The 19,857-nt window shown below is 35.8% G+C and carries 15 protein-coding genes; 5 read left to right on the top strand and 10 right to left on the bottom strand.

Annotated features, from left to right (window positions below; all coding sequences use genetic code 11):
- Positions 1-2 precede the first annotated feature (2 nt).
- From KBP46_RS17010 to KBP46_RS16970, 10 genes are all read right to left on the bottom strand, one after another.
- Positions 3-893, bottom strand: a complete 891-nt coding sequence (locus tag KBP46_RS17010) for a polysaccharide biosynthesis/export family protein (protein WP_123277690.1) — start codon at positions 891-893, stop codon at positions 3-5.
- A gap of 36 nt (positions 894-929) precedes the next feature.
- Positions 930-1,739 (bottom strand): MraY family glycosyltransferase, encoded by an 810-nt coding sequence (locus KBP46_RS17005; RefSeq protein WP_367397881.1) that lies wholly within the window; start codon positions 1,737-1,739, stop codon positions 930-932.
- Positions 1,739-2,047 carry a hypothetical protein gene (locus KBP46_RS24140; protein WP_367397880.1) on the bottom strand — a complete coding sequence of 103 codons (309 nt, stop codon included), beginning with the start codon at positions 2,045-2,047 and terminating at the stop codon, positions 1,739-1,741. Before KBP46_RS24140 ends, KBP46_RS17005 begins: the two co-directional genes overlap by 1 nt.
- Before the next feature lie 103 nt (positions 2,048-2,150).
- Positions 2,151-3,152, bottom strand: a complete 1,002-nt coding sequence (locus tag KBP46_RS17000) for a glycosyltransferase family 2 protein (protein WP_216443767.1) — start codon at positions 3,150-3,152, stop codon at positions 2,151-2,153.
- 3 nt (positions 3,153-3,155) lie between these two features.
- On the bottom strand, positions 3,156-4,226 hold the full coding sequence (locus KBP46_RS16995; protein ID WP_062675936.1) for a formimidoylglutamase: 1,071 nt from the start codon (positions 4,224-4,226) through the stop codon (positions 3,156-3,158).
- A 147-nt stretch (positions 4,227-4,373) separates the two neighbouring features.
- Positions 4,374-6,947 carry a type I DNA topoisomerase gene (gene topA / locus KBP46_RS16990; protein ID WP_216443766.1) on the bottom strand — a complete coding sequence of 858 codons (2,574 nt, stop codon included), beginning with the start codon at positions 6,945-6,947 and terminating at the stop codon, positions 4,374-4,376.
- A gap of 275 nt (positions 6,948-7,222) precedes the next feature.
- Positions 7,223-10,615, bottom strand: a complete 3,393-nt coding sequence (locus tag KBP46_RS16985; RefSeq protein WP_216443765.1) for a T9SS type A sorting domain-containing protein — start codon at positions 10,613-10,615, stop codon at positions 7,223-7,225.
- Positions 10,616-10,819: 204 nt separating this feature from the next.
- A complete protein-coding gene (locus KBP46_RS16980; RefSeq protein ID WP_228436860.1) occupies positions 10,820-11,959 on the bottom strand; it encodes an EpsG family protein in 1,140 nt (379 codons plus the stop codon).
- A 1-nt stretch (position 11,960) separates the two neighbouring features.
- The gene (locus tag KBP46_RS16975) at positions 11,961-12,407 is read right to left on the bottom strand and encodes a hypothetical protein (protein ID WP_216443764.1); all 447 of its coding nucleotides are present in this window, start codon (positions 12,405-12,407) and stop codon (positions 11,961-11,963) included.
- Between the two features lie 139 nt (positions 12,408-12,546).
- Entirely contained in the window at positions 12,547-12,966 is a 420-nt protein-coding gene (locus KBP46_RS16970; RefSeq protein WP_216443763.1) for a hypothetical protein, read from the bottom strand.
- 193 nt (positions 12,967-13,159) lie between these two features.
- Here KBP46_RS16970 and KBP46_RS16965 point away from each other — a divergent pair, with 193 nt between their 5' ends.
- From KBP46_RS16965 to KBP46_RS16945, 5 genes are read left to right on the top strand one after another with little or no spacing between them, the layout of a single operon-like run.
- Entirely contained in the window at positions 13,160-16,813 is a 3,654-nt protein-coding gene (locus KBP46_RS16965; RefSeq protein ID WP_216443762.1) for an MMPL family transporter, read from the top strand.
- A 42-nt stretch (positions 16,814-16,855) separates the two neighbouring features.
- Entirely contained in the window at positions 16,856-17,770 is a 915-nt protein-coding gene (locus tag KBP46_RS16960; protein ID WP_216443761.1) for a dialkylrecorsinol condensing enzyme DarA, read from the top strand.
- A gap of 1 nt (position 17,771) precedes the next feature.
- Positions 17,772-18,911: a beta-ketoacyl-ACP synthase III gene (locus KBP46_RS16955; protein WP_062675943.1), complete on the top strand. Its 1,140-nt coding sequence runs from the start codon at positions 17,772-17,774 to the stop codon at positions 18,909-18,911.
- Positions 18,911-19,342: a hypothetical protein gene (locus tag KBP46_RS16950; protein ID WP_062675944.1), complete on the top strand. Its 432-nt coding sequence runs from the start codon at positions 18,911-18,913 to the stop codon at positions 19,340-19,342. The genes KBP46_RS16955 and KBP46_RS16950 overlap by 1 nt, the downstream gene beginning before the upstream one ends.
- Before the next feature lie 6 nt (positions 19,343-19,348).
- The gene (locus KBP46_RS16945; RefSeq protein ID WP_062675945.1) at positions 19,349-19,792 is read left to right on the top strand and encodes a hypothetical protein; all 444 of its coding nucleotides are present in this window, start codon (positions 19,349-19,351) and stop codon (positions 19,790-19,792) included.
- Positions 19,793-19,857: the final 65 nt, after the last annotated feature.

Raw genomic sequence — 19,857 nt, 5'->3', positions numbered from 1 at the left:
GACTAAAGATTTTTAAGAAGTAAATAAATAGACAATGCTGTAGTAATCACCGAAACTCCTGTTGTCAAAGTCTGAATAGGGTCCTTTCCGAATCCATTCAAGCTTTTTGCTCTTGTGTTCAGATAAATTTCATCACCATTCTGCACATAATAGAAAGGAGAGTTCATAAGATCTTCGCGGGTAAGATCTATTTTGGCAATTTTGATTCCTTCCGGAAGTTTTCTGTGGATAACGATCTCTTTTTTGTCGATCGTTCTGTTCAGCCCACCATTGATAGCTAAAGCTTCAGTAATGGTAAGGGTATTTTTATGGGCTACTTTCTCTCCTGAAAGTCCTGTTGTTTCTACATCACCAAGAATATAATAGGTGATACCGTCTGTATTCAGTCTTACTTCAGACTTTCCTTCCTGGAAATTTTCATTTACTTTTTCCTGAATTTCTTTTCTGATATCCTCTAATGTTCTCCCCTCGGCTTTTACATAGCCAATTCCAAAAACATTGATATCACCATTAGAGTCTACCTTCAGGCCATTAAAATAAAAATTCATATTTCCTCCCCTGCTCGCACTGGAACTATTCCCAATTCCACCTCCTACAGAACTGCCTCCAGACATGGCAGGGCTTATTGCGGTTCCGGATCCTGCTCCAATTCCTCCTGAGGAATTGTAAGAAGAATAAAACTGTGCAGCATCTCCTTTGGGAGTTGTTACAATGTTAAGATTGAGGATATCATTTTTGGTAATCCTGTATACAGGAATATTGTAGGGAACGAGACCTTCTTCATTAATTACGAGACTCTCACTTGGCTGTAAGTATCTTACATCCTTTGTTGTAATACATGAGGTAACTAAAAGAGGGAATATTAAAAATAAATATTTAAAGTTTTTCATCATATATATAATATTGTTTACAAAAGTAATATTTAATTGTTAATTTTTGTTATTTCTTAATCGATATAGCAAATCTGGCAGATAAGCACCCAAAAAACCTATTGAAAGGATCACCAATAATAAAAGATTGACATTAATATGTCTTAAATAATAAGCTACTCCAACAATCATCAAATAGTAAAGGATAATATAGAAAGTTGATCTCCTATGGGTAAGGTTCAATTTTAACAGCTTATGATGAATATGGTTTTTATCGGCATCAAATGGGGATTTTTTATTGTAAAGTCTGATCATAATTACATTTAAAGTATCTACGATTGGAAGAATCAAAATGGCCACCGCAACTACAGGAGCAGACTGAAGGTGATATCTTGGAACATCGATGAGTTTCTTATCTATAAAAATATCTATAAAACAAATAGATGTAAAAGCCAATAAAAAGCCAAGGAGCATAGAACCGGTATCTCCCATAAATATTTTTCGGGTACGGTAGTTTGACAAATTATAATACAAAAATGCCAATACAGTCCCAATGATAACAACAGATAGTATTACGAGCGGATAGTTATATTCTCCCAAACGGTAATAGCTTATTCCAAATAAAGCACTACAGATAACGGAATAACCTCCTGCAAGCCCATCTATCCCGTCAATCAGGTTGAACGCATTAATCAGAATAATAAATGTTACGATACTGAATATCACACTTACGAAATACTCCAGTTCGTATACGCCGAAGATTCCGAATAAACTTCTTATTCTGATATCCGAACCAATAACAATCAGGGAAGACACAACAATTTGTGCAACAAGTTTTTTGTAAGCCCTCATTACAACAATATCGTCCATTACCCCACATAGAGCAGGATAATTAATGAAGCAAATAAAAATTTGTAGAGATCAAACAATTCATAGGCAAAAATAGAGGCACAGATTCCAATTGAATAAAAGATGGCAATTCCACCAAGATTGGGAATTTCTCTAAGGTGCGAGCTTCTTATTCCAGGCTCATCCATCAGATTCTTTCTTCTTGAAATCTTGACAATGGTAGGAATAGAGAAAAATGTAATTAAAAAGGAGAATACGAAACCTAATCCTATTTTTATATAGAAAATAGGTATCCCCGATCCGCTTAAGAACAATTCAAAGTTTTTCATTCTTTTCTAATTCAGCACTTGTATCTCCAAAATAAAAAATCATAATAGGAACTTTATTATCATTTTCTATTGACCGAAACAATAGTACTTACATTTGTGTTTACTAAATCAACTTTCTTATCAATCTTTTTTGTCCTGCAAAAAACAACAGATAAAAAATCTTTTTCTTCAAAGGCAAAGATAAAAGATAATTCTTACCAAAACGACTATACTTCAATATATCTTGAATTTTTATTTGTCTTTCCTTCATAAAAAGAGTTAATTGATCCGACATACTATAAAATATTTCTTCTTTTTTAACAAAGGCCAGATAGGCTAAAAATGAGTATACGCCTTCAAAAATCTGAAAATTTTTCAACTCTTCTTTTTTGTGGGAATATGGGGATTTACTGAATATTTTTTCCACATCAGACACGGCTTTTAACATATCAATCCCTTTTTCCGTATGGGTTTTTGTAATAGAATCAGTACGTTCAAGGTACTGGTAATGAAAATTCTGAGTCTGCGCTATGGTTTCACATTCCAGCAAAAGCTGTGGAATAAGCTGAATATCTTCAAAATGAATTCCTTTTTTAAATCTTTTCTGATTAAAAAGCTCCTTTTTAAATAGCTTATTGCATGCAAAATAGCTGATATCTGAAAAAACAGAAAAATAATCTCCAAGTAGTATTTTCTCAGGCATATTGGGAAGCTGGGTCAGTTTTTGGATAATTTTTCCATTTTCGTCTACTTTCTGAATATTACAGATCACCATCTTCGCCTGGTGTTTTTCTGCTAAAAGAAGCATTTCTTCAAACATAGTTTCGGTGACATAATCATCACTGTCTACAAAACCAATGTAATCACCGGTAGCCTTATCAATTCCAAAATTACGGGCATCACTTAGCCCTCCGTTTTCTTTGGTAAAAGCTTTTATTTTATCCGGATATTTTTGTGCAAATTCTTTAATTATTTGTTCAGAATTATCTTTACTTCCGTCATTCACTACAAGAATCTCAATATCAGGAAGACTCTGCTTCACCAGGGAGTCAAGGCATTTTGTCAAATAATTTTCTACATTATAAACGGGAACAATAATGGATACTCTTGAGGGAACATTTGTCATACATTAAATTTTCGTCAGTCTTGCATTCAACCAGCCTTTTTTAGCTTCATCAAAATCCTTTCTGGAGCAGGGAATGCAGTTTTCTATATTTTCATCATCACCAAAATACCACAAATTACTGAAAGTATCACGCCTGAATGCATATTGCCTGTCATCTATCAAAACATAGAACAGTTCATAATGCCTTTCTTTAGGATGGGAATGCTGGATATTGATTCCTTCAATCAGATACCACAGCATTTGTGCTAAAAGCTGATGATTCAGCTGGTTTTCAGAATAAATATTATAATTAAAAATCCCGACAGATTTCAGGTTTTCACTCAATCCGATTTCCTTCATATAGGCACAGATTTCTCTTCTGTTCAACCCATTTACCTGCGGATTCATTGAAAAGGGTTCACTAAAGCTTTCAATAGCATCACAGTTTACGGTCACCAGATCTGCTTTTCTGAAGAACGGTTCTGTTTTTTCTGTAGAATTCATCATTTCAGCCAGTCGGATAATATCAAACTCTACTTCTTTGATGAGCCTTACGGAATCCATTTCATTCAAATGTTTCTGGTAACCCAGATGATGGTAGTTTTTAATGGAGAAATTTTTGGCTCCGAAAATCTTGCTTAAAAAAGTATGTTCATTGATGCTTTCTCCTTGCTGAAGAGAGATAATATTACTGATCTGGGTATAATTGAGGCTTTTCTTATGGAAATTCAATGCCGAAAATAATGAAAAAGCAAAATCATTGGATCCGCCAATAATTACCGGAATGGCTCTTTTATAATGACATGCCGACAGCACTTCCTGTAAGATATAATGAGTATCCTGAACAGATTTTCCGGACACCAGATCTCCAAGATCTACAACCGGAATTTCGAAGTCCATCTGTGAAAGCTTGTAAAATTCTTTTCTTACTGCCGTAAAATCCTGCACTTCCGCATCTCCGCCTGCTCCTCTATAGTCTGATACAAACAAAAGAACAATACTGTCTTCTCTGATATCTTTTGTAATCCGATTTCCTATCTGCCAGCTCTCTGTTTTAAAATTTCTTGGTGAAATGATAAAGTCTTCGAAGTCCATATTTTAATTTAAAATGTAATAATTGATTAATCGCTTGATGTAACAAACATACAAAAAACACAGGAACTGAGTAAGACTGTTTCTATTTGTTCATAAAAAAAGCCGTCAACAGGTGTTAACGGCTTGGTATTTCAATCTTAAAATTATTTATTTTTTAGCTGCAGGTTTCTTAGCAGCTGGTTTTTTAACAGCTGTAGTCTTCTTAGTAGTCGCTGCCTTTTTTGCTGCAGGTTTTTTCTTTTCTGCAAAAGCTTTCGGATCCTGATCTGTAATCCATTTTTTAACCTCATCTAAAGAAAGTTCTTTCAGTTCGTCAGCTTCATATTTTGTATCATCTGCTTTTTTCGGAATTTTAAACATGGCTTTTCCGAACTTGATGAAAGGTCCCCATCTTCCGTTTTCAATGGAGATTTTTTCTTTTTCCCACTGCTGGATATATCGGTTGGCTTCTTTCTCCAATTTAGCGTCAATCAGTTCATTGATATCACTTTGTGAAAGGTTTTCGAAATCATATCTTTTGGGAACATTCACAAAGATATCTTTGTACTTGATAAATGGTCCGAATCTTCCTGATCCTTTGGTTACAGGTTCTCCTTTATACGTAGCAATTGGAGCATCAGCAATCTTCTTTTCATTGATAATCTCCTCAGCACGTTTCTGATCTACAGAAAGCGGATCTTCACCTTTCGGAATACTGATATAGGTTTCTCCCCATTTCACATAAGGCCCGAATCTTCCTACTCCTACAGAAACCGGCTGTCCGTCAACTTCACTTAAGTCGAAAGGCAACTTGAATAACTCCAATGCTTCTTGAAAAGTAATGGTTGCAATATTCTGTCCCGTCATTAACGAAGCAAAGATTGGTTTCTCTTCATCATCCGTTTCTCCAATCTGGATCATCGCTCCAAATCTTCCGATTCTTGCATGAACATTTTTACCAGTCTTTGGATCTACTCCTAATAGTCTGTCTCCGGTTGCACGATCTGCATTTTCTTCTACATCTTCAATTCTCGGGTGGAATTTAGAGTAGAAATTCGTCATCATTTCTTTCCACTTCTGATCACCGCTTGCAATTTCGTCAAAACTTTCTTCTACTCTTGCTGTGAAACCATAATCAAGGATTTCTCTGAAATTATCTGTTAAGAAATCATTGACTACTTCACCAATATCCGTAGGAACGAATTTATTTTTATCACCACCAAATTTCTCTTCAAGAACTACTTTTTTGATCTTATCTTTTGTCAAAGACATTTTGATCACTTCACGGGTGTGTGGTTCGATTTCTCTTTTATCTACATACTCTCTGTTCTGAATCGTCTGAATGGTAGGGGCATAAGTAGACGGTCTACCAATCCCTAATTCTTCAAGTTTTCTTACCAAACCAGCTTCCGTGTATCTTGCACTTGGTCTTGTGAACTTTTCAGTAGCAGTAATGGTTTTATAGTTCAAGACTTCTCCCACACTTACTTTCGGCAGCAATTTATCGTTGTTTTCCTCATCATCATCTTCTGCCTTTACAATTCCATAAGCTTTCAGGAAACCATCAAATATAATAACCTCTCCCTGTGCTTCAAAATGATGTGGCAATGATGCATTCCCTATTTCAATCACTGTCTTTTCAATTTTGGCATTAGCCATCTGAGAAGCAAGTGTTCTTCTGTAAATTAATTGATATAGCCTGTTTAATTGGGCATCAGCTACAGTTTTCACTCCAAAATCTGTAGGTCGGATCGCTTCGTGAGCTTCCTGTGCTGAAGCTGATTTTGTAGTATAATTTCTTGGAGAAGAATATTCTGCTCCATATTCTGATATAATTTGTTTTTTAGCTCCTTCAATAGCTTCCTGGGAAAGGTTTACAGAGTCCGTTCTCATATAAGTAATAAACCCTTCTTCGTATAGCCTCTGTGCGAGACGCATAGTATTGGTTACATTATAACCCAATCTTGAGGAAGCTTCCTGCTGCAATGTAGAGGTTGTAAATGGTGCTGAAGCTGAACGGGTACCTGGTTTGGTTTCAACATTGAGAATTTTAAATTCTGTAGTCTTTGCCTGCTCCAGGAATTTCTCTGCCTCTTCTTCCTTTTCAAAGTCTTTTTTCAGCTTGGCAGCAATTTCCTGCTCTGTTTTATTTAAAAAGATCCCATCCAGTTTAAAGCTTGCTTTTGGTTTAAACTCACGGATCTCTTTTTCTCTTTCAACGATTAATCTTACTGCTACAGACTGTACTCTACCTGCAGATAGTCCCGGTTTTACTTTTTTCCATAAAACGGGAGACATTTCAAAACCTACAATTCTGTCCAGCACTCTTCTCGCCTGCTGTGCATTCACTAAGTTCTGATCAATATCTCTTGGATTGTCGATTGCTTTTAGAATGGCGTTTTTGGTAATCTCGTGGAAAACAATTCTTTTTCTGTTTTCAGGCTTTAGTTTCAATTCATCCGCAAGATGCCATGCAATAGCTTCTCCTTCGCGGTCCTCATCGGAAGCGAGCCATACCATATCAGCTTTCTTTACGGCAGCCTTTAATTCGGTTACCAATTTCTTTTTGTCTGCTGAAACTTCGTAATCAGGACTGAATGTGGCAAGGTCTATACCCATTCCTTTTTTAGGAAGGTCACGGATGTGTCCGAAGCTGGATTTCACTTCAAAATCCTTTCCTAGATATTTCTGAATAGTTTTTGCTTTTGCCGGGGACTCTACGATTACTAAATTTTTCGACATTCTAACTAAAAATTTTTGCAAAAGTAAAGCTTTTTTATTATATACTTTTTGTTAAACAGGTTTAATTTAATAATCAGGTCGCTTTACAGCATCTTTCAATATTCATTTTTTGGAGAAACAAACCGTTTGCAGTATGGATTTTAGACTGATATACAATTATCAACATTCATTGATATAGAATTTTTCATCAGCCATAATAGATGTAAGAAATATGCTATCTTATAAAAAAGCAGAACAAGAAGCCTCATTCTGCTTTTAGTCCCTTATTTTAAGATTTATTGTTTTATAATTTTCGCAACTGCTTCGGAGTTGTTTATTCTTATTACATATACTCCTGCGCTTAAAGATGAAAGATCTGTCTGATTGTTGATAAAATGTCCGGACCTTACTAGTTGACCCAGAACATTAAAAATCTGAAAATTATATTCTTTATTTTCTGTGGCGCTGATGTAAAGAATATTGGAAAAAGGACTCGGGTAGATAGAAATTTTGTTACTGACCGCCTTAGATTTCACATTTTCTTTCATCAATGCAGGCCTATTAGATATAACCGAAATTCCTGATGCAGGACCTTCTTCATTACCATTGGCATCATACTTTATTTTCACACATCGGCATCCTGTTCCGAAGTACGGATCATTATTATCATGAAAGACGATTATTCTATTGGTGGTAGAGGCCGCATCAAACAATACATTAATAGATCGTCCAATGTAGTTTGAATTTAAAGCAGCGGTCCATACTGCCGGATACTGAAAGTTGAGCACATTAAATGTTCCCTGCGCAGTCTGATTGGCTGTTACACTTCTGAATCCTCTTGAACCGGAATCAGGATAATTCCCTACAAGATATGCCGGATTATTAAAAACATATCCCACTGTAGCATTGGCAGAATTTCTCACTCTTATTCCTGAATAATCTGTAGCAATACTGTATGAAGTTGCTACATTTTTATCTTTTTTATACCAGGGAGTTTGTCCAAAATCCGCTCCTGAAACCAGAGCTACACTTGTAAGATCCGGCACTCTCCATCCTTCAGGACAAGGATCAAAAGGGGATTTCTTACCTCCTCTACCCCATCTGTCAGAAGCCAGATTAGGTTCTTGCGCCAACCAGTCTGTACCATTGGTATAATTAGGAGTTGTACTGTTGTAAGGAGCAAAAGTACTTGGGATCATATATACCAGAGGGTTCTTCACAGAATAGGATATTATTTTGGAGATTCTGTCTGCCGGTTTATCCGTTATCTGTACGTTTGATGTTCCCGCATATGTGTCATAAGGTATAATATAGTTTCCTGAAAGATTATTATAATCCGACTGATTAAGTGTACTGTAAGCCACTGTTCCATTAGCAGCTACGGTTCCCAAAAACACATTGTAAAAGCTTCTGTTATCCGCATACTGGAATGCAGGAATAGGATCTTTCCTTCCCCATTGATAATGCAATCCTGTAGAAGCACGTATTTTCAGCAGCTCATCAGTTGTAGGTGCCTGAGGATTGGCTACACTAGGAAAAGCATCTGTTGCTCCAAGATTACGATCCATGAAAGTGGTCTGCAATACAGCATCAGCTTTATTAACATAGTTCACGTAATTTGTGACAGCTATTGGAGTTTCTGTAAGATAAGTATAAGATTCCACGGGAGAATCCGTAACCCATATATGCCAGCTCCAATATACCGGCGAAGATATACTCCCATTATGTAATGTAACAACAGCATTTCCACTTTCATTGGGGGCAATTTCTACAGATATTTTAGAATTACCGATATCCTGCAATGACGAAGGTGAAGGATTTACCATTGAAATTCTACTGATAAGAGCTGTATTGGTTGACCAGAGAACATTAGTTTTTAAATTACTAAAACTGGAAGTATTTAATATATCAGCGTTACCCAGTAACTGGCTTTGTACAGAGAATGCTTTACTGACTGGAATGTCAATGGTTGTAACCGTTGGTTTTTTAACGATCTGGTAAGTATTCGGATTATTGAAACCTTCTTTGTACTCTGTAACTGCAGGTAGATATTCTGTTGGAAAATCATAATCATTAATTGTATATAGCGGATCTTTTATACATCTGCAGCCATTGGCATTTGAAGTATACATTCCGGCCATAGGAAAGTAATAATAACGTCCTTTGATATTAGGATAATTAGCATCCGGAATATCTGGCTGTCCTTTATCCGGAATCATGGAAAGCCCTCTTACAGTAACAGCAGGAGAAGCATCGAACAACCGGGTTAAAGTTGCTGTCCACAATGCAATGTGATGCTGATCACTATATTGTCCTAAATGCGCTCCCCTGATAAGCTGCCCATTTCCAGGAAAAACCCCCATATTATACCCACCTACAGCCGATAGATCAAACCCAAGATTAGGATAAATTCTAAATCCCGTCATGAAGGCAGGAACTCCAGCATCAGTAGGCATTATAATATGATACTTATTGGTTTCAAAAACATTTTTTGCCATATTGGTTTTGACTCCAAAAGGTGAAAAATCTATTCTGATATCATCTACATAAGAGGGAGAAGCCAAATTTGCAACCAACATAGAAGGGATACGCCATCCATTGGGACAAGGATCATAAGGGGACTTATCTCTATAAGGCTTCGTCTTATCATCGGTATTATAGACGGTCTCAATTTTCCCTTGTGCATTATCAGACCACAGATTGAGTTCTGAAAGCCTGTTACTCGACAAAGTCGTAGATTTACCAAACCAATTGACCGGAAGATTGAGATTATTGTTGTAGTAAGCCTGACCTGAATTATCATCTTTATTAACATAAATAAGACTCAAAGGATTTTTTACAGAGAGTCTTATATTATTGGTAACCTCTGCAGCGGAAAGCAGAACAAATTTCCTGAGATCATCAATACTTACAGCGTTGGTCATATTTTTAGCTCCTCTATGTCTTACTCTGCCTATAGATCCTGAAGCTTCATAAAAATCATTTCCTCTGGTTACTAAAGGGGGTATAGGATCTTTTCTTCCCCACTGATAAAGAAGCCCCATACTCTTATTCCAGTCTGATGCTGTGATAGAACTTGTGATAGCTCCAAGATTTCTATCCATCCATTTCCAATCGGAATCCGGGATAACTTCTGTTGTTCCGTCCGATTTCATCCTTTTGACGTTGTTGAAACTTTTATAGGCAACTCCATTGGTAGGATCATCTGTTACCCAGATATGCCAGCTCCAATAAATCTCTCCGTTTACTTTGAGAGCTACCACAGCATTCCCTTTTTTTGTCTTATTGACAGGGACTTTTATCTTAGCATCCTGCCCGGTTCCTATTATTTCAAGAGCATAATTTACTCCTGATTTTATAAGTCCATGAACATCTTCCCACAAAACATCTGCAGTTACCGTTCCTGCCGGAATGCCGCTTCCGTTAAGATATCCGCCTCCTTCCCACATCGCATAAGCTTTTTTTACAGGAACCAACAATCCTTCGCTGTTCTGATTTGGATCAAAGATGTAACTGTTGGGTGCTTTTTTCCAGTCGGGAAGAAATAATGGTGTCAATTCATTCAGTGGTCTTTTCAATGAGTCCTTACTCTCATTAAGCCATAGATTTCCTTTGATATTACCTTTGGAAATGATTCCAAATAACATCAGGCAGATGACTGCCGCTAATTTTCCAGCTAATCTTTTCATACCTTAGGTTTTAGTGTCATTAGCGAATGCAATTTTTAAGCCTTATTCAATAAAAAGTGATTTGTTTTATAAATAACATCATCATATTTAAATTACATTATTAATTATTTAACATAAATCTAATAAACAAAACAAGTCTTAACAAACCTTTTACACAAAAAAAAGACAGCCTCAAGCTGCCTTTATATTTTAACCTTCAAAATTTTACGGAAGAATATGGTTTTGATAACGATCAATCGAGAATCGTCCGGCTTTGATATTATTAAACATAGAGAAAATAACAAAATTGAAGACCACAAGTGCAATGATAAATGCATAAATCATATTTTTAACCCTTCCGGAAACAACATACATTGCATTCGGAATAATGATATACGAGAATCCAATAAATGCTCCTGCAAGTCTTGATGAGAAGATAGGGTTATTTCTAAAAATAAAGTAAAGACATATCCCGACTACAGCATAGTTCCTATGGTATTCATAGTAGGGATAGAGTTCTTTCATCTTGTTATCAAAAACAAAAAGGAAGAAGGTAAGGATAGCCATCATGACCTCCGGGATACCAATTCCCCCGTTAAGTCGCTGTACCGTTTCATCCATATATCCATTAAAACCCTCTACAAGTGTACTGTTAGAGGCCATACCATCTAAGAAACCTCCAAAACTCCTATAGATTTCAAAAGGAGATAAAAAGACAGAACCTACAATCATAATCAACATCATCGTTTTATTCAGCGGAATGCGAGCCAGCCAGTACATCGGCAGGAATAAATAGCAAACACTGTGTATACCTGATCCTATGAATATAAAAAACAGGTAATGCCAGAGTTTTCGTTCTTTAATATACCGTATTGCAAAATAAACGATAAAAGTTCCCAGGTTTTGTCTGATCTGCCCACTTTCCCCGATAAAGAAGTTGGGAATAAACATGAAGAGAGTAAAAGTAAACGGGTAAAAAGTATTGTCTTCTGTATATTCTACTTTAAAGATCATCGCAAAAACAGCAATGACGAATGTTACCATATAAAAAGGTGCATCAAAAAAGTTGAGAAGAACTTTATTAATCAAGGTATACAGCCATTCCACATCCAGAGTTTCCGTTCCTTCCATATGGAGCATCTTCATGAATATACTGTAGTAGCTTTTGGTATCAGAGTAAATATAGATTCCTTTGTAACTTCCGTAATCCGGGCCTACACTGTCTCTAAAACCGACAATAATAATAAAATAAACAGCAAGGAACCAGAACCACTTTTTATCAACCTTTTTTCCATATACTTCCTGAACACTGAAGAACAGCATATAGACGATTGCAATTATATAATATGGATGTAGTAAACTCATGCTAAATCTCTGATGTTTTTTTAAACTGATGATATGCTGTGATTATTCCTGTCAGAATTAAAGGCAGGAAAAGCCTCACTTCCCAGAAAAGTCCTACTAAAGTAATCATAAGGAGATAAGGAATGGAAAAGAAAAAATATTTTCCAAAAACACTTCTGTTTTCTTCTTCTGTACAAAGACCATATATAAAATAAATCACAATTAATGCAAACAGCAGTCCTGCAAGGTTGAAAGGGCTGGAAAAGTTCCTGTTAATATAAAACCCTTCCACAAAAGTAGTTTCATCCTGAACAAGCAGAGCCCTCAATCCAAGATAGGGAATCAGAAAAGCAATAACTAACGGTATAATTTTCCAGATTACCTGATAATTTCCTTTTTTCAACTCCTCTATATTGAAAAATACTGCTGCAAAAAAGGCTATATTCAGACAAGCCGTTTCTCTTACCAAAGTAGAGATTCCAATAAGGCCAATGAGAATAAAAAAGAAAATATTTTTTGGGTATCTAAATATTTCAAGGTTAAAAATACACCTGCCAGATAACAGAAAAGAGCAATGGTGTCACAGTTTGTAGGTGCATACTGTGTGATCACAATAAAAATACGGATAAGAGATGAATAATCCTTCTTGCATTAAGATTCAGAAGAAGTCCCGTTGATTTCATGCGGAAAATTGCATTCAAAATCAAAGAACACAAAATAAAAAACACACTGTTCATCAGGAAAAGCCCATGATAAAAAGGGGTTCCGTTTTTTGACAAAAAATCTTTGAAGAAAGAAAGAGGTCCGTTAATCAGATTGTACATCAAATCTGTCATCTGTACACTCAGATAATTGGGAATCACTCTGTAAGCATATACCGAGGAAAATAAAAAGTCAGGGGTTGTCTCTGATGTTTTCAGTCTTGTATAGGAAGATTCAAATCCATAATAAGACATAGCAAACAACAGAAGCGGAAGTACTATTACAAATAGAAATCCGTTTATTTTTTCATCATTTCTTTTCAACATATCTAAAACAGATTCTTATTTTTTTAATAATAATGGTGATTTAAAATACATTTTTTCAAAAGGGAACTTTTGCAAAAGTAGAATATTTTTTCATTCTTCCTAGAATATTTTATTGATTTTCAGTGAAAACTTCTCGTTAACTATTTTGAACTAATGCTTAAAAAATTAAATTTGCAGACTTGATTTAAATGCAATGCATCGCTTTTTTATATTTTTATATTACCTGATTTCCAAAAATAAAATCCTGTCTGTATTTGCAGCTCTGGGAATTGCCGTTTTATGCATTTTCTTTGCGTCAAAGATCAATTTTGAGGAAGATATCAATCAGATTATTCCTAAAAATGAAAAGTCAGATCTTACGGCAAAGGTTCTTAAACAGCTTAATTTTTCGGATAAGATTATTGTTATTATTGAGAACAAATCCGGCGAAGACAGCTTCCAGCTTTCCGAAACAGCAGATACGTTTCTGAAAAAAATTGAGCCTTTACAAAAATACATCGGTTCTGTTCAGGGTAAGGTGAATGATAATGAAATCTCCGAAACCTTTGATTTTGTCAATCAGAATTTACCTCTATTCCTTAATGAGAGTGATTATAAGGAAATTGACCGGAAACTTCAGAAAGACAGCATTGCCAGACAGGTAGAAAATAATTATATATCATTGGTTTCTCCAACAAGTCTTGTTACCAAAGAGTTTATTAAAAAAGATCCTCTGGGGCTTACTTTTTTGGGAATCAAAAAATTAAATGCTTTAAACATCAGTAAAGATTTCAAACTCGAAGACAACTATATTGTAACGAAAGACGGTAATAACCTCTTGCTTTTCATTGATCCTAAAAACAAAAGTAATGACACGAAAGCGAATGAGGCCTTTGTAGATCAGCTTAATTCCATCAAAGACGGAATCAACAAACAGTTCAAAGGAAAAACAGAGATCAGCTATTTCGGTTCTCCTGTAATTGCTGTAGCCAATGCAAAGCAGATCAAAAAAGATATTCAGAACACAGTAGTCATTTCCATGACGGTTCTTCTGGTTCTACTGATCTATTATTTCAGAAATGTCTTTACTCCCATCATTGTTTTTTTACCAACAGTATTTTCTGTATTGCTTGCTTTATTGGTTCTTTATTTTATTAAAGATAAGATTTCGGCAATTTCACTCAGTGTGGGAGCTATTCTGATTGGAATTACCATTGATTATGCCCTGCATATTCTTACCCATTATAAACACAACAATAATATTGAAGAGCTCTACAAAGAAATTACGCAGCCTATTATATTGAGTAGTGCAACGACGGCCGTTTCATTCTTATGTCTGGTTTTTGTTCGTTCTGAAGCATTGAAGGACTTAGGACTTTTTGCAGCGATCACCGTGATTCTTTCTTCAATCACAGCATTGATTATTGTTCCTCAGCTTTATAAACCAAAAGAGAAGAGTGAACAGCCTAATACTAACTTTATTGACAAGATCGGATCTTATCCGTACGAGAAAAACAAGCCTCTGATTATAGGATGCTCTATTATTATTCTTGCCTGCCTTTTTGGATTCAGACATGTAGGTTTCAATGAAGATATCGGCGATCTGAATTATATTCCAAAAGAATTAAAAATCAGTGAAGCAAAACTTCAGAAACTTTCAGATATTACTTCAAAATCAATCTACACTATCTCTTATGGTGATTCTGAAGAACAGGCTTTAAGCAGAAATTCTGAACTGAGCAGCTTCCTTGAAAAAGAGAAAAAAGAAGGCAAAATTTTAAGCTATAACTCTATCGGAAGTGTGGTGCTTTCAGAAAAAGACCAACAGAAAAAAATTGAGCAATGGAATCGATTCTGGAATGACCAGAAGAAAAGTCTAGCCATTTCCGAACTGATCAGTAACGGAAATAAATTCGGTTTCAACAGTTCCGCTTTTGATGGTTTTAATGAAGTTTTGCATAAAAATTATTCCGCATTGAGTCTGAAAGATTATCAAAAAGTAAAAGCGCTTCAGATTTCAGAATTCATGAGCAGCGAAAATGGTTTTTACACGGTTTCCAATGTGGTAAAAGTAGATGAAAAAAAACGGGACACTTTCATCAAGGATATTGAGAAGAAGCATGATGCCATTGCCATTGACCGCCAGCAGATGAACGAAAATTTCCTTGGCCTGCTGAAAAGAGATTTCAATACATTGATCAATTATTCTCTTCTTGCCATCATTTTAACGATCATCGTTTTCTTCAGGAATTTTGAATTAACGGTTCTCACCATGTTCCCGATTGTTTTAACGGGAGTTGTTACAGCCGGAATCCTTTATTTTCTGGGATTGGAATTAAATATTTTCAGTACCGTAGTGTGTACGCTGGTATTTGGAGTCGGAGATGACTTCAGTATTTTCCTGACTCAGGCTATGCAGAAAGAACATACTACCGGAAAGAATGAATTACCCACGTATAGAATTTCGATTATCCTTGCAGTTTTCACGACGATCCTTTCAATTGGCTCTCTGATTTTTGCCAAGCATCCTGCCCTGCATTCCCTGGCTTTGGTTGCTTTGATAGGAATGTTCTCTGTGATTATCATTACCTCTACCCTATATCCTTTCTGGTTCAGATTATTCATTACCAACAGGGCGAAAAAAGGACTTTCTCCCATCACATTCAGATTGTTTGTATGGTCAGTATTCTCATTCCTTTATTACGGATTGGGTGGATTGCTGTTTTCTGCCTTCGGAAGTTTTTTTGTTAAAAATTCCAATGGGCAGACACTGAATATTATCAAACTTATTTTAGCCAGATTTTTAACTTCCGTTCTTTATTCTAATCCTTTTGTAAAGAAGAAGGTCATTAAAAATACATCTGAAGATTTCAGCAAACCTGCAGTTATCATTGCCAATCATACTTCTTTCCTCGATACGCTGGCTATTGCAATGGCGACCCACAAAATTATTTATCTGGTGAATGACTGGGTATATCAGTCTCCTGTTTTTGGAAAACTGGTAAGAGCACTGGGCTTTTATCCCGTTTCACAGGGAATCGAGAACGGAATGGACAAACTGAAAGAAAAAGTTGACCAGGGATATTCACTCGTTGTGTTCCCTGAGGCAGAACGTTCTTACATCAATGATGTGAAAAGGTTTCATAAAGGAGCGTTTTATCTTGCAGAACAATTCGGATTGGATATTCTTCCTATTTACATCCACGGAAACTCTGAGGTATTGCCGAAAGGAGACTTCATTATCTACGACGGAAGCATTACGGTAAAAGTGGGGAACAGAATCAGCAAAGACAACATGAGTTTTGGTAAAAACTATTCTGAGAGAACAAAGAAGATCAACGCTCAGTTCAGGGAAGAATTTGCCAGATTGCGTGAAGAGATTGAGGATGAGAATTATTTTAGAAAGAAATTATTCCTGAGCTATCTTTACAAAGACAGTGAAGTGGTAAAAGAAGTAAAAGAGGATTTTAATGCCAACAAATCTGTTTATTTCGAACTGAACAAGCATATTCCGAATGACGCCAATATTCTTCATTTAGCTGATGATTTTGGGCAGAAGGATGCATTATTAACTTTATACCAGGCAAGCCGAAGAGTTTTTTCTCTGATTCAGAATGATGAAAAAAGAGCAACAGCAGCACACAGCTATCTGGTAAAAAGAAGAAAGATTCAGTATATAAAAGACCTTTCTGAGGCAAACAAAAAGATTGATGTACTCCTCATCTCCCATGATCGTTTTACATGGAATGATATTCAGGAGCTGCCGGAAACGATCATTTTTGTAAATACAAAAAATGATTCTTTTAAAAGTGATCATTATACACTAAAATTTAGTTCAGAATCATTAAAAGTATTTAAAACCAAATAATAAATATGAAAAACATATTTTTGTAAACGCTAAAGAAAACTAATGAAGAAAAATATACTTGTCATATATTATTCACAAACCGGGCAACTCGAAGATATTGTGAAAAACATCGCCAGGCCTTTTGAAGCTCAAAAGGAGAAATATGATGTTACCTATTATAATATTAAACTGAAAGAAGACTTCCCGTTTCCTTGGCCAAGTGATGTTTTTTTCAACACTTTTCCTGAATCTTATCTACAGATTCCAAAAGAAATCCTTCCTCCTTCAGAAGAAATTCTGAACAAAAAGTACGACCTTATCCTATTCGGGTATCAGGTATGGTATCTCACACCATCCATTCCTATTATTTCTTTTTTAAAGAGTGATTATGCAAAACCAATCCTTAAAGATACTCCTGTGGTTACGATCTCAGGAACCAGAAATATGTGGATGCTTTCCCAGGAAAAATTAAAGGTTTACTTAAGGGATTTACAGGCTAAACTCGTAGGAAATATTGCTTTGGTAGACAGACATGACAATTACACCAGCGTATTAACGATTCTCCGATGGCTTACCACAGGTCAGAAAGAAAAATCAGGAATGCTTCCTGCCGCAGGAGTTTCCAATGAAGAAATCGCAGGTTCTGTAAAGTATGGCGAGATTATTGAAAGACATTTTAATAATGACGACCTTAATAGTTTGCAACCAGATCTTGTGAAAAACGGAGCGATTGAAATCCGTGCGTTTTTAGTGCGTGTAGAAAAGGTAGGAAACAAAATTTTTACAGTATGGTCTAACCTGATTATCAAGAAAAAAGAGAAACGTCCATTGCTGATAAAATTCTTTAAGGTATATTTGATGGCAGCGATATGGATTATCTCACCTGTCGTTTTGGTTTTACACCTGCTTACAACCCCTATATTTTGGTTTAAAAGACAAAAACAAAAAAGATATTTACAAGGAATTAATTTAAAATAGAATGTACGACGTATTTATAACAAAAGCATCAAAATACTTACCCAATGAGCCGGTAGCGAATGATGAAATGGAGACTTATCTTGGGCTTATCAATGATGCGCCATCTAAAGCAAAATCACTTATCCTAAGAAATAATAAAATCACAACAAGATACTACGCCTTAGACAAAGAAGGGAATCCTACCCACTCTAATGCACAGCTTACTGCCAAAGCAATCGAAGGACTTTTTGATGAAAATTTCAAAAAGGAAGATATGAAATTACTATCGGTAGGAACTACTTCACCAGATCAGATCCAGCCTTCTCACGCTTCTATGGTGCATGGTGAGCTTAACATCGGAAAATCTATTGAAATTAATACTTCAACAGGTCTTTGTAATTCAGGAATGAATGCGCTCAACTATGGATTCCTTTCTGTAAAAGCCGGTGTACAGGACAACGCAGTATGTGCAGGTTCTGAAAGAATGTCTGCATGGATGACTGCTGACAAATTCAACCATGAAGCAGAAAATTTAAAATTACTGGAGGAAAGACCTATCATTGCTTTCAAAAGAGAATTCCTGAGATGGATGCTTTCTGATGGAGCAGGCGCTTTCCTTTTAGAAAATAAACCGAGAGAAAACAGTACTTCCCTAAAAATAGAATTCATTGATTTCTATTCTTATGCTCACGAAATTGAAGCATGTATGTATGCAGGATGTGATAAGCTGGAAGACGGAAGTCTGAAATCATGGGCCGACTACCCTTCTGATGAATGGTTGAAGCAATCTATTTTTGCCATCAAACAAGACACTAAAATCCTTGATAAATATATTCTTGTAAAAGGAGCAGAAAGTTTAAGATCATCTTTTGACAAGCATAATCTGGATCCGGAAAAAATTGACCACGTACTGGCTCACATTTCTTCAGGATATTTCAAAGATGGACTGAAAGAAGAGTTTGCTAAAAAAGGAATGGATTTCCCTGCAGAAAAATGGTTCTATAACCTTTCTGAGGTTGGAAACATCGGTGCAGGATCTATATTTATTGCCCTTGAAGAATTGATGAATTCAGGAAAACTAAAAAAAGGAGAAAAAGTACTTCTTTGTGTTCCTGAAAGTGGAAGATTTGCTTATTCTTGTGCTTTATTAACGGTTTGCTAATGAAACACAGACTGCCAACATCCGATAAAGATTTTGTAGAAAGCCTTATTCCGCAAAGGTTTCCTTTTGTGATGGTACATGAATTATCAGAATATTCTGAGAATCATCTTCTGTCTGGTTTTGAAATAAAAGAAGATAACCTTTTTATCCAGGACGGATTATTCCAGGCTTCAGGACTGATTGAGCATCAGGCGCAGAGCGTTGCCCTGCATACAGGATATAAATATTATCTGCTGGGAAAAGATGCACCTACGGGATATATCGGAGCTATCAAATCTTTTGAAGCCGAAATACTACCTAAAGTAGGAGACCACCTGAAATCTGAGGTGACCATCCTTAATGAAGTAATGGGAGTAACCCTTGTAGATATTGTTACCAAACTGAACGGTGAAGTGATTGCAAAATCTCAAATGAAAACCGCTGTAAAATAAACTGAAATGGAGATAAAGGAAGAAAATATCATCAATATACACAACTTTTTACCGCATCGTGAACCGATGCTGATGGCAGACTATATCCTGGAGCTGACCAAAGAAAAAGTAGTGACTTCCTTTGAAATCAAAGAAGATAATATATTTGTTCACAACAATCAGTTTGCAGAAGCCGGCTTAATCGAAAATATGGCCCAAACCTGCTCTTCTATCCTTGGACAAAGCTTCTTTGAAAATCCCGAAGCTGATACTAAAGTGATCGGGTTCATTACCAATATCAAGAAGATCGAGATTTTCGCTCTTCCAAAAGTACATGACAAAATCATTTCCAAAGCTTCACTTATTTCACAGTTTGAGAACATTTGCCATATTTTCTGTGAAACATTTCATCATGATGAATTATTGATCAGAGCGGAGATCAACCTTTTTATTCAGGAAGTAAAATCGTAATGATCAATTAAAAATAGAATAGAAAAGCTGTACAAAATGTACAGCTTTTTCTTTTAAATCAATTT

Source organism: Chryseobacterium sp. PCH239 (assembly GCF_018924625.1).
Lineage (GTDB): Bacteria > Bacteroidota > Bacteroidia > Flavobacteriales > Weeksellaceae > Chryseobacterium > Chryseobacterium cucumeris.
The sequence above is the reverse complement of the archived record's forward strand: the minus strand, read 5'-3'. Positions and strand labels throughout refer to the sequence as shown.